Source organism: Cryobacterium sp. CAN_C2 (genome assembly GCF_015751745.1).
GTDB lineage: Bacteria > Actinomycetota > Actinomycetes > Actinomycetales > Microbacteriaceae > Cryobacterium.
On record NZ_JADOUX010000001.1, the window covers coordinates 207,135 to 218,969 of the forward strand.

10 protein-coding genes and 1 pseudogene are annotated in these 11,835 nt (G+C 67.3%); 3 read left to right on the plus strand and 8 right to left on the minus strand.

Annotation, left to right across the window (positions count from 1 at the left end; all coding sequences use genetic code 11):
- The first annotated feature begins 14 nt into the window (after nucleotides 1-14).
- Together IWX77_RS01020 and IWX77_RS01025 are read left to right on the plus strand one after the other, a co-directional pair.
- Nucleotides 15-821, plus strand: a complete 807-nt coding sequence (locus IWX77_RS01020; RefSeq protein WP_196842645.1) for a tryptophan-rich sensory protein — start codon at nucleotides 15-17, stop codon at nucleotides 819-821.
- On the plus strand, nucleotides 818-2,512 hold the full coding sequence (locus IWX77_RS01025) for an MFS transporter (RefSeq protein ID WP_442784414.1): 1,695 nt from the start codon (nucleotides 818-820) through the stop codon (nucleotides 2,510-2,512). Before IWX77_RS01020 ends, IWX77_RS01025 begins: the two co-directional genes overlap by 4 nt.
- Here IWX77_RS01025 and IWX77_RS17375 read toward each other — a convergent pair.
- The 3 genes and pseudogenes from IWX77_RS17375 to IWX77_RS01035 form a co-directional block, all read right to left on the minus strand.
- The gene (locus tag IWX77_RS17375) at nucleotides 2,495-2,719 is read right to left on the minus strand and encodes a transposase (protein WP_196842764.1); all 225 of its coding nucleotides are present in this window, start codon (nucleotides 2,717-2,719) and stop codon (nucleotides 2,495-2,497) included. The genes IWX77_RS01025 and IWX77_RS17375 overlap by 18 nt on opposite strands.
- A gap of 123 nt (nucleotides 2,720-2,842) precedes the next feature.
- A pseudogene (locus tag IWX77_RS17380) lies at nucleotides 2,843-2,972 on the minus strand (transposase); the annotation flags it as partial.
- Nucleotides 2,947-3,144, minus strand: coding sequence for a hypothetical protein (locus IWX77_RS01035; protein ID WP_327012042.1), 198 nt, complete (start codon nucleotides 3,142-3,144; stop codon nucleotides 2,947-2,949). The pseudogene IWX77_RS17380 and the gene IWX77_RS01035, both read right to left, overlap by 26 nt.
- Nucleotides 3,145-3,246: 102 nt before the next feature.
- Here IWX77_RS01035 and smc point away from each other — a divergent pair, with 102 nt between their 5' ends.
- Nucleotides 3,247-6,864 (plus strand): chromosome segregation protein SMC, encoded by a 3,618-nt coding sequence (gene smc / locus IWX77_RS01040; protein WP_196842647.1) that lies wholly within the window; start codon nucleotides 3,247-3,249, stop codon nucleotides 6,862-6,864.
- Nucleotides 6,865-6,955: 91 nt separating this feature from the next.
- Here the strand turns inward: smc and fdxA are convergent, their stop codons facing one another.
- From fdxA to IWX77_RS01065, 5 genes are all read right to left on the minus strand, one after another.
- Nucleotides 6,956-7,273: a ferredoxin gene (fdxA, locus tag IWX77_RS01045; protein ID WP_196842648.1), complete on the minus strand. Its 318-nt coding sequence runs from the start codon at nucleotides 7,271-7,273 to the stop codon at nucleotides 6,956-6,958.
- On the minus strand, nucleotides 7,270-8,670 hold the full coding sequence (locus IWX77_RS01050; RefSeq protein WP_196842649.1) for an FAD-dependent oxidoreductase: 1,401 nt from the start codon (nucleotides 8,668-8,670) through the stop codon (nucleotides 7,270-7,272). Before IWX77_RS01050 ends, fdxA begins: the two co-directional genes overlap by 4 nt.
- Nucleotides 8,671-8,715: 45 nt before the next feature.
- Nucleotides 8,716-9,627, minus strand: coding sequence for an ABC transporter permease (locus tag IWX77_RS01055; RefSeq protein ID WP_297414246.1), 912 nt, complete (start codon nucleotides 9,625-9,627; stop codon nucleotides 8,716-8,718).
- Nucleotides 9,617-10,342, minus strand: a complete 726-nt coding sequence (locus tag IWX77_RS01060) for an ABC transporter ATP-binding protein (protein ID WP_297414249.1) — start codon at nucleotides 10,340-10,342, stop codon at nucleotides 9,617-9,619. Before IWX77_RS01060 ends, IWX77_RS01055 begins: the two co-directional genes overlap by 11 nt.
- A gap of 74 nt (nucleotides 10,343-10,416) precedes the next feature.
- A complete protein-coding gene (locus IWX77_RS01065) occupies nucleotides 10,417-11,835 on the minus strand; it encodes a sulfate adenylyltransferase subunit 1 (RefSeq protein WP_196842652.1) in 1,419 nt (472 codons plus the stop codon).

Sequence of the window (11,835 nt, forward strand, 5' to 3'; positions counted from 1 at the left end):
GTTAGGAGTCTGAGATGAATAAGAGTCGCGATCTGCTGCGTCAAACGGTGGTTCTGCTGAGCTCGATCCTGGCCATCGCCGGATCATTCATCGGGTCGGGCGCCGCCGGCGGAACCCCGATCCAGAACGCGTCGGGCGGGGCGCTCGCGGCCGATGCCACGCCGATCGCCCCGGACGGGCCGGCCTTTGGCATCTGGACCCCGATCTACCTCGGCCTCATTGCCTACGCCATCTGGCAGTTCCTGCCGGCGCAGAAAACGGATGCCCGCCAGCGCACCCTCGGCTACCCGATCGCCGCTTCGCTCCTGCTGAACGCGGCCTGGATCCTGAGCATCCAGTTCGACCTGCTCGTGCTGAGCGTGCCCGTGATCGTGCTGCTGCTGATCGTTCTCATCCGGGCGTTCCAGCTCACGCTGCGTTCCCGACCGAAGAACCTGGTTGAGACGATCGTCGCCGATGGCACGGTGGGCCTCTACCTCGGCTGGGTCAGTGTGGCGACGGCCGCGAACGTGACCGCCGTGCTCGTGGCCTCCGGCTTCGAGGGGTTTGGCTTGAGCGCCGATCTGTGGGCGGTCCTGGTGATCGCGGTCGCCGGACTGGTCGGAGTGTTGCTCGCCGTTTACGGCCGGGGTCGGCTCGCCCCTGCCGTGTCGCTGTCGTGGGGGCTGGCCTGGGTGGCCGTGGCTCGGCTGACCGGCAACCTGCTCTCCACCCCCACAGCGATCGCGGCCATCATCGCGGTGGCCGCCATTGTGATCGTCACCATCAGCCTGCGCTTGCGCACGCCCAGGTCCGCCGTAACCAGGTTGGTCTCCGCATGAGCAACCCCGTCATCCTGGCCGCCACCGGTGCCGTCTCCGCATCGGCGCGGCGGCGCTGGGCCGGTTTGGTCTTCATCAGCGTCGCGGTGGCCCTGATCATCGTCGACTCCACGATCATCAACGTGGCCATCCCCTCGATCGTCGACGACCTGGCGATCACATCCACGCAGGTGCAGTGGGTGCAGGAGAGCTATACCCTCGTCTTCGCGGCGCTGCTGCTGGTGTTCGGCACCCTCGCGGACCGCTTCGGGCGGCGGCGCATCTTGATTTTCGGCGTGATCGTCTTCGTCACGGCATCCGTGTTCGCCGCGCTGTCGCAGACGGGCGAGCTCTTGATCCTGGCGCGCCTGATCCAGGGCGTCGGCGGCGCCATGGTGCTGCCCACCACGCTCTCGATCATCAATGCCACCTTCCGCGGCCGAGACCGGGGGATCGCGTTCGCGATCTGGGGTTCGACCATCGGCGGCATGGTGGCCGTGGGCCCGCTGCTCGGAGGCTGGCTCACCACCTACTTCTCCTGGCGCTGGGCGTTCGGCATCAACGTGCCATTGGGTGTCGTCATCGTCATCGGAGTGCTCGTCTTCGTGCTCGAATCCAAGGATGCCGGCGAACCGCGTCGCATCGACGTCGTCGGCGCCGTGCTCTCGGTGATTACCAGCGCCTCGCTCGTCTTCGGGCTGATCGAGGGCCGCACCTACGGCTGGTGGATCACCAACAACCCGCCCGCGGCCGGTGACTGGACCTGGCCGTACTCGCTGTCGATCATCCCGTTCGTCTTCCTGGTCACCGTCGTGTCCGGCGTGGCCTTCGTCGCCTGGGGGCTCCACCGCCAACGCGGCGGCAGGACCACGCTGCTCGCCTTCACGCTCTTCACGATCCCGTCGTTCCGCAACGGCAACATCGCCGCCATGATCGTCTCGCTGGGCGAGTTCGGCATCATCCTGTCCCTGCCGCTCTGGCTGCAGAATGTGCTCGGCTACGACGCCCTGCAGACCGGGTTCGTGCTGCTTGCCCTCGCGCTCGGCTCCTTCGTGGCCAGCGGGGTGTCCGGCGCGTTCGGCAACAGGATCTCACCCGAGACCATCGTGCGATACGGAATCGTTGCCGAGATCATCGGCGTCGCCGGCCTCGGACTGGTCATCACTGTTGAGTCGACCTGGCTCGTCGTGGTGCCGTTCCTGTTCGTCTACGGGATTGGTGTGGGCCTGGCGACCGCCCAGCTGACCGGCGTCGTGCTCAAAGACGTGCCCGTGTCACAGAGCGGCCAGGGTTCCGGAACCTCCAGTACCGCCCGGCAGATCGGCTCGGCACTCGGCATCGCGGTGCTCGGCACGGTGCTGTTCACCTCGGTTGGGGCGTCGCTCGACGCGAAACTGGCCGAGGTCCCCGGACTGTCCATCGAGACCCAGAGCCAGGTCGTCGCCGCCGTCGTCGACAGCGCCGGCTCGGTCATCCCGTCGTTGGAGGAGCAGAGCCCCGAGCTGGCGGATGCCGCCCGCGAGGCATTCAGCGACGGCACCCCGTTACTCGGCGTACGCCGCCGCTGGGTTCCTCGTACTCGGCTTCCTGGCCACCCTGCGCCTGTCCGGCACCGCGCCGCACGCGGAGCCGCGCCCCAAGGAGGCAGCCCCCGGCGAGAGCATCCCGGCGACCGAGGCCGCGGGGGAACCCGTCTAGGGCGTGTCTCCTAATTCGTGTGGCCAGACGACGATGGCGCTCAGGACGGCTCCGCCCCGGGAGGTGAGGGCGAGTCTGTCGTAGTGGGTGGCGAGGCCACGCCACTGTTTGAGCGTGTTGAATGAACGTTCGATGACGTTTTGACGCTTGTGGGCCTCTTGGTCGAGGTCGACCGGGCGGCCACCATTTCGTCCACGGCGTTTCTCGGTTCGCGACCTGATCTGAACGCTCGGGGATCACGACCAGGATGTCGCGATAAAAAAGCATGGCCCGGTTCGCTTGAGACGAGTAGGCCGTGTCGGCCAGCACCCGGATAGGGCGGGTGCGTACCCGGCGTGGGCCTACCGGTAGGTGATGCCCTCCATCACCCGCCTATGATCCGAAAAACGGACGACCAGGTCGACCCGACGACGACGGTACCAACGGCTCGATCCGAGCCCACTCACTGTCAGACAACACGGCAGAACGAGACATGCATCGAGCCTGCCAAAAACCCCCACCAGACTTTAGGAGACACGCCCAAGTTGAGTTCGGCGGCGTCGAACCCGTCGGCCTCGACGACGTTGCGCCGTGCGGCCACCGCCTCAAAGTCGGGCCGGTCGGGCGTGGTCGTAATCGCGGGAGTCTTTGCAGCCGTGCCCGCCACACTCCGCGACAAGCGGATGTCCCGGCCACTGTCGGTGGGGCGCGGTACCGTTGAATCAGTCCGCGACCAGTACTCCCGGCCGGCCGACCGAAAGGGTGCCCGTTGTATCTGAAGAGCCTCACCCTCAAGGGGTTCAAATCGTTCGCGCAGGCGACGACGTTCGCATTCGAGCCCGGCGTCACCTGTGTCGTCGGTCCGAACGGATCGGGCAAGTCCAACGTCGTCGATGCCCTCGCCTGGGTAATGGGCGAGCAGGGAGTGAAAACCCTGCGCGGTGGCAAGATGGAGGACGTCATCTTCGCCGGCACGTCGACTCGCGGCCCGCTCGGTCGGGCCGAGGTGATCCTCACCATCGACAACTCCGACGGCGCGCTGCCGATTGAATACTCCGAAGTCACCATCGCGCGCACGCTGTTTCGCAACGGTGCGAGTGAGTACGCCATCAATGGGCGCACCTGCCGGCTGCTCGACGTGCAAGAACTGCTCAGCGACTCCGGCCTCGGCCGCGAGATGCACGTCATCGTCGGGCAGGGCCAGCTCGACGCTGTGCTGCGCGCCAGCCCGGAGGAACGCCGCGGCTTCATCGAGGAGGCCGCCGGCATTCTTAAACACCGGCGCCGCAAAGAGAAAACCCTGCGCAAACTCGATGCCATGCAGACCAACCTCACCCGGCTGAGCGACCTCGCCGGGGAGATTCGCCGCCAGCTCAAACCGCTGGGCCACCAAGCCGAAATCGCCCGCGAAGCCCAGACCATCGCTGCCATCGTGCGGGACGCCCGCGCCCGACTGCTCGCCGACGACGTCGTCACGCTGCGCACCGACCTCGACGCCCAAAACCGCACCGCGAGCGAACATCACACCGAACGGGTCGTGTTGGAGGAGCAGCTCCTGCAGAAACAGGGGCGGGTGCAGCGGCTCGAGCTCGCCCAGGTCGGCGACGCCGTTGACCTGGCCCGCCGCACCAGTTACGGCCTCGAATCGGTGCAGGAACGCCTGCGCAGCCTGTTCACCCTCGCCAACCAGCGACTGGCGTTGCTGGGCTCGCAGGCCGAGTCGACCGGCCTCGTTTCGAGTGTCACTCCCACCATGCTGGCGGAGGCCGCGGCCGAGGTCGAGCAGTTGCGTGCGAGCATCGGGGTGGCCGAAATCGCGTGGGGCAGTGCCGGAGAGCAGAGCGCGGCCGCGCGTGTGCGGCTCGACGCGGTCGACGAAGATATTGCGGCGCAGGCCGTGCTCGTTTCCAGGCACGATCTTGAAATTTCCGATCTGACCGGCCAATCCGAGACGGCGTTCTCGCGGCTGTCGGCCATGCGTGGTGAGCAATTGCGGCATCAGAACGCTCTCGACGCGGCGACCGGCCGCAGCCGGAAGGCGCAGGAGCAGCTCGACGAACTGCAAACCGCAATGCCCGCCGGTGAAATCGACTCCGGCGAGCTGTCCGAAGCCGTCGAGTTGGCGTTCGAGCTTGCGCAGACTGCGGTGCAGCGTGTCGAGGCGGAGGTGGAGCGCCTGCGCGAGGAGCTGCACCAGCACGAGCGGGAACGCGACGCCCAGGCGGCCCGGCGGGGTGCGTTTTCCCTCGCGCTCGACCAGAAAGACGGATCGTCCGCGCTGCTCGGTGCGCAACTGGCTGGTATTCGCGGCCTGGTGGCCGACCATGTGCGCGTACAGCCGGGGTTCGAGACGGCGATCGCCGCCGCGCTCGGCTCACTCGCCGACGCCGTGCTGGCCGAGAACCGCGTCGCCGCCCTCGCTGCGATCGCGCAGGCTGAGCATGACGACTTCGGTCGGGTGGAACTGATCGTGGCCGACGGCGACGGAGACGTCACGGTCGCTTCGACCTGCGATCTCAGTGCGTGGGCGGGAATCCGGTGGGCGACGTCGGTCATCGAGGGCCCGGCCGGGGTATGCGGTCTGCTCGCACAGACCGTCATCGCCGACGATCTCGTCCTGGCCCGCGCCGCACAACTGCCCGGCAGCCTCACCCTCATCACTCTCGCCGGCGAGGTATTGAGCCCCTGGGTCGTGCGTGGTGGGTCAGGCGCCAAGCAGAGCAAGCTCGAACTCGTCGCCGAACGCGATACCGCCGCCGAGAAGCTCGCGGCCGTCACCTCGCTGATCGAGCGGGTGCGGTTCGATTTCGCCGAACAGCGCACGCTGCTGCAGGCGCACAAAGAGCAGTCGGTCAGCGCGCGCGCGGCCCTGCGCGCCTTCGAAACCCAGCTCGCCACCCAGACCGAACGTCGCGGACGACTCGTGGTGCAGGCGGACGCCACCGCCGCCGACGTTGACCGGGTCGCCGCCGCGCTCCAACTGGCGAGCAGCGCCGTCGACCAAGCAGAGGCCGTCGCTGCACGGGCCGCCGACGCCCTGATGACCGCTCGGTCGCAGCCACGCCCCATCCTCGACGCGACCCTGCGCGATGCGCTCGACACCGAACGTGAGTCCGCCCGCGAGACCGAGGTTGAGACCAGGCTGCAGGTGGAAACCGCCCGCGAACGCGTGCGCGCGGGCGAGGTGCACGTGACTACTCTGACCCGTCAAGTCGAGGCCGATCGCGCGGCCGCTGCCGCCGCAGCCCGCCTGGCCGTCATTCGCCGCCGTCACGTGGATGCCGCCTCCCGCGTCGCCGAGGCACTTCCGGCCGTGCTCGCCGCCGCCGACCGCTCCGGCGCGGAGGCGCGGCTTCGCCTCGCCGGCGCCGAAGCAGAACGAGCGCGCCAGAACACGGAGCTGCAGCAGTTGCGGCGGGACGAAAACACCCTGCGTGAGCGCCTCGCTTCAATCACCGAGAACGTGCACGGCCTTGAACTCGAGATCTACCAAAAGAAACTGCACCTCTCGGCCCTGCTCGAACGCGCGGGCAGCGAACTGGGTCTGACCGAAGACGTGCTCGTCGGCGAATATGGACCAGACCAGCTCATTCCGCCCGACGGCACCGGTGCAGGAGGAGGGGAGGCCGAAGACATCAGAAGCGTCAGCGACACCGAATGGACCGACGCGACCGATACCCGCGGGGCCGACGGCATCCGCTTCGATCGGGCCGAGCAACAGAAACGGTTCGCCGCCGCCGAACGCAAACTCGGCCAGCTCGGCCGGGTCAATCCGCTCGCGCTGGAGGAATTCGCGGCGCTCGAGCAACGGCACCGCTTTCTCACCGAGCAACTGACCGACCTCACCGAGACCCGAAGCGACCTGCTCACCATCATCGCCGACATCGACGAGAAGATGCAGACCATCTTCTCGGTCGCGTTCGACGACACCCAAGCGGCCTTCGCCGAGGTGTTCCCGGTGTTGTTTCCCGGCGGCAGCGGGAGCATCTGGCTCACCGACCCCGATGATCTGCTGACAACCGGTATCGAGGTGTCGGTCAAACCGGCCGGCAAGAAGATCGAACGCCTGTCGCTGCTCTCCGGCGGCGAACGCTCGCTCGCTGCCGTCGCGCTGCTGATCGCCATCTTCAAGGCCCGCCCGAGCCCGTTCTACATCATGGACGAGGTGGAAGCGGCCCTCGACGACGCCAACCTCGGCCGACTGCTGACCATCTTCGAAGACCTGCGCGAGACCAGCCAGCTCATCGTGATCACGCACCAGAAACGCACCATGGAGATTGCGGATGCCCTCTACGGCGTCAGCATGCGGCACGACGGGGTCAGTGCCGTCGTCGGTCAGCGTGTCGGCACCCGAGCCGACCAGCGGGAGTCCGCTGCGGCGTCCTAATGCCAAAGCGCCCTACGCCCGCGTGTTCTCAACGGGCGACGTTCGCGATCTGCGGCCGGCTTCACCCACGGCGTAATGCCTGAGCGTCTGCTCACACCGGCGGCGGCAGCACGGAGATGACGGGGTGGTCTTTGGCGAGTACGCCGATCTTGGCGGCGCCGCCCGGGGATCCGAGGTCGTCGAAGAATTCGACGTTGGCCTTGTAGTAGTCGGCCCACTGTTCGGGCAGGTCGTCTTCGTAGTAGATGGCCTCGACCGGGCAGACCGGTTCGCAGGCGCCACAGTCGACGCACTCGTCGGGGTGAATGTAGAGGGAACGTTCGCCCTCATAAATGCAGTCCACCGGGCATTCGTCGATGCAGGCACGATCTTTCACATCGACGCACGGAAGAGCGATCACATACGTCACAGGCTCAGCAACGCATTCGTACGGGAGATCGCGACCTGTTCGGCCCGTGAGACGACCTTGACGCGCTCCCGGCCCGGTGTGACCAGGTCCTGGGCGCCGAGTAGCTGCTCGTGCGCGTCCAGGGTGCGCCAGCCAGCCCAGGTGGTGAACTCCACCCCGCGCTCCTCGAGCAGCGCCAGAATCGTATCCGCCGTGCCGAAGACCGTTTGTCCGACGACGAGCGCGGGCAGGTCGGACACGAGCCGCGTCACGGTCTCCAGAGCATCACCCTTGGTGTGGCCAATGAGGCCGACCGGGCCGCGCTTGATCCACCCGGTGGCGTACAGGCCCGTGATCGGCTCGCCGGCAGCGTCGAGCACCCGCCCGCCGTCGTTGGGAATGACGCCGCGAACGGCGTCGAACGGCACCTCGGTCAGGGCGCTGCCCCGGTAGCCGACCGCGCGATACACGGCCTGCACCGGGTAGTCGACGACCTGCCCGGTCGCCCGCACGCGACCGTCTCCGGTGTGTTCGGTGCGTTCAAAACGGATGCCTTCAACCCGCCCGTCGCCGTACACCTCGAGCGGTGCGTGCAGAAAGTGCAGGTGTACGCGGCGCGAGGCGGCGCTCGGAGCGCGGGTCAGCCAGTCGTTCAACGTGCGGGTCATGATCTTGACCTGGTTGTTGCTCGCTGCGAGCTGTTCGCTGTGCGAATCGGGCGTGAAATCGTCGGCGTAGACAATAACGTCCACGTCGGGAATGTCGGCGAGCTCTCGCAGCTCGATCGGCGTGAATTTCACCTGGGACGGTCCACGACGGCCGAACACGTGCACGTCGGTCACCGGCGATCCGGCGAGCCCGGCATAGACCGAGGCGGGAATGTCGGTGGTGAGCAGATCGTCGGCGTGCTTGGCGAGAATGCGGGCGACGTCGAGGGCGACATTGCCGTTACCGATCACGGCCACGTCGGTTGCGTCGAGCGGCCACTCTAGCGGCACGTCGGGATGGCCGTCGTACCAGGAGACGAAGTTCGCGGCGCCGAACGAGCCGGGCAGGTCGATGCCGGGAATGACAAGCGGTGCATCCAGGATGGCACCGGTCGCGAAGATGACCGCGTGATAGTGCTCGCGCAGGTCGGCGAGGTTCACGTCGGCGCCGTAGGTGACGTTTCCGATGAAGCGAATCGTGTCGGCGTCGAGCATCTCCTGCAACGACGTGACGATTCCCTTGATGCGCGGGTGGTCGGGGGCGACGCCGTACCGAATGAGCCCGTACGGGGCGGGCAGCGAGTCGAACAGGTCGATGGCCACGGTGTGGCCGCCCTCAAGCACGAGCCGGTTCAGAATGTTGCCGGCGTAGATGCCGGCCGGGCCGGCACCGATGATGGCAACACGCAGTGCAGAGGGATTGGGGGTCATAACAGGCCTTTCAACGAGCATTTCACAGAAGTGGATGCGCACGGTTCAGCGCAGTCCGGCAGCCATCAGTCCGCGGCGGCGCAGCAGGCGACGTTCGGTCGGAGCGAAAACGACGAGCTCTACCAGAATACCGACGAATAAAATCACCAGGATTGTCGCCAGCACGCCGGAGAGGTCGGCGAGTTCCCGGCTCTGCTGCAGCATCGAGCCGAGGCCAAAACCGATCGTACCGCCCATGGCGATGATCTCGGCGGCCATGAGCGAGCGCCAGGCGAAGGCCCAGCCCTGCTTGAGTCCGGAGAAATAGCCCGGCAGGGCGGCCGGCAGCACGACCAGGGTGGCCATCTCGACGCGGGAGGCGCCGAGCACCGTGCCGACGCGGCGTAGCTGCGGCGGAATCTGGTCGACGCCGGAGACGAGTCCGTTGGCGATCGACGGCACCGCGCCCATCAGTACGACGAAGTATACGGTGGCGTCGGTGAGGCCGAACCAGATGATCGCGGCGGGCACCCAAGCGACCGAGGGGAGCACCTGCAGGCCGGACAAGAGCGGACCGACGGCCCGTCGTATCGGACGGCATTCGGCGAGCAGCAGTCCGATCGGGGTTCCGATGGCGACGGCGATGAGAAAGCCGAGACCGCCGCGCTCGAGGCTCGTCACAACCGCGAGCTGCAGTCGGTCGTTCGACCACGCGCTGACCAGGGCTTCGAACACATCGAACGGGCCGGGAATCAGATCGGGGCGGGGCTTGGCGACCAGAATGTAGACCTGCCAGGCCGTGACGAGAGCGATGAGCAGCAGAATGGGCGGTACGACACCGTCGAGCGTCCGGCGAAAAGCGCCGCGGGGTGTTTCGGGTACGGCCTGCAACGAATCCAGGCCCTCTTCCAAGCGGCGCAGTTCGTCGTGGCGGGGGTCGTGCCTCTTCGCGGTGTCGGAATGAGTGTCACGCGGCATTGCTGCGGATCTCCTCTCGCAGCTGGTCGGTGATCTCATCGCCCAGACGGGCAACTTCGGGGGATTCGATTCGGCGTGAGCCTGTGTCGGTGATGGTCCACTCATTGACGATGCGCCCGGGGCGCGACGACATCAGCAGAATGCGTTCGCCCAGCCGGGCGGCCTCCCGCACGTTGTGCGTGACGAACACGATGGTGCGACCGGTCTGGCGCCAGACCCGTTCCAGCTCCTCGTGCAGCAGGTCGCGAGTGATGGCGTCGAGCGCGGCGAAGGGTTCGTCCATGAGCAGCACCTTGCGGTCCTGCGCGAGCGAACGGGCCAGGGCGACGCGCTGGCGCATGCCGCCCGAGAGCTCGTGCGGGCGTCTGTCGGCTGCATCGGCGAGGTTGACGAGGTCGAGCAGTTCGAGCGCGGCGGCTTTGCGCTTCGGTCGGGCCAGGCCGCCCAGCTTAAGGGCGAGCTCGACATTGCGGCCGGCGGTCAGCCAGGGAAACAGGGCGGCGTCCTGAAACATGACGGCGGCCTTGCCGCTCGCCACGGTGACGGCGCCCTCGGTCGGCTTCTCCAGGCCGGCAATGATGTTGAGCAGCGTGGACTTGCCGCATCCGCTCGCTCCGAGCAGGCAGACGAACTGGCCAGCGTCGATCGAGAGGGTGATGTCCTCGAGCACGAGCGGTCCGGTACCGTAGCGCTTGCCGAGCGCGCTAATGGTGATCGCGGATGATTCGAGCGACGAAGGGGCGACCGCTTCACTCCGGGCCGCAGCAAGAGCAACGTTCGTGGGCGAGGTCACGGCGAGACTTCCAACCCGGCACCCGAACCATCACCGGCGTGGGTGGGCTCGCCGGGGGCGGTGACGATGCCGGCGGCGAGGGTCGCGCCGTCCTGCGGGTGGATCACGAGAAACGCGCCGGATCGGCGGTTCTGCGCGTAGCGTTCTACGGGCAGATCGCGCGACAGGCGGATGCTGGCCTGCCCAGTGTCGTTCACGGCCAGGCCCGTGGCCGGCTCGACGGCGAGCGTCGTCAGGTCGAGTCGACCGGTGACCGCGCTGATCAGGGCCTGCACGACGGTCGTGCCGAACTTCACGAGCACACGGGCTCCCGGTGCGAGCGGGCGCGGGTCGAGCCAGAACAGGTCGGCTTCGAGGGTGCGGGTGACGGGTGGCAGGGTGTCGGCGGCGGCGATCACGGCGCCGCGGGCAATGTCGAGGTCGTCGGCCAGGCGCAGGGCGATCGACTGCGGTGCGAAGGCCTCGTCGAGGTCGACCCCGGCGAAGTCGATGCCGGTGACGGTGCTGGTGCCGCCACCGGGCTCGACATTCACGGTGTCGCCGATCCTGATGCTGCCGCTCGCAACCTGCCCGGCATAGGCACGGTAGTCGCGGTACGAGTCGGCGAGTTCGGGGGCGACGACAACCGCGCCCTGCGGGCGCAGTACAAGCTGCACGGGCAGGCGAAACGCCTCGGCGGCGCGCCCGGACTCGCCCCGATCGTCGATCACGGTGAGCGTTTCCAGCAGTTCGAGCAGGCTCGGCCCGGCATACCAGGGGGTTCGCTCTGAGCGGTCCACGACGTTGTCGCCAACGAGGGCCGACACGGGAATGACGTGCACGCCGCCGTTTCCGAGCAAACCGATACCGAGTTCGGCGGTGACAAGACGAACGGATGCCTCCACCTTCCGGTAGGCCGCCTCGTCGTAGCCGAGCAGGTCGATCTTGTTGACCGCGACGATCACGTGCGGCACGCGCAGCAGGGCGACGACGCTGAGGTGACGGCGCGTCTGCTCGAGCACGCCCTTGCGGGCGTCGATGAGCATGATGACGGCATCCGCTGTGGTGGCGCCGGTCACCATGTTGCGGGTGTACTGCACATGCCCGGGGCAGTCAGCCAGAATGAACGAACGGGCCGGAGTTGCGAAGTAGCGGTAGGCCACGTCGATGGTGATGCCCTGTTCGCGTTCGGCGCGCAGGCCGTCGGTCAGCAGTGCGAAGTCGATGCCGCCGCTCTCACCGCCGAAACCGCGCTCGGTGGAGGTGCGGGTGACTGCTTCGAGCTGGTCGGCGAGGATGGCCTTCGAGTCGTGCAGCAGCCGCCCCACCAGGGTGGACTTGCCGTCGTCGACTGATCCGGCCGTCGCGAAGCGAAACAGGGTACCTGTGACGGCGACTTCCGTGCCCAGGTTCTGGCTCTCAATGGCGAGTGTCAT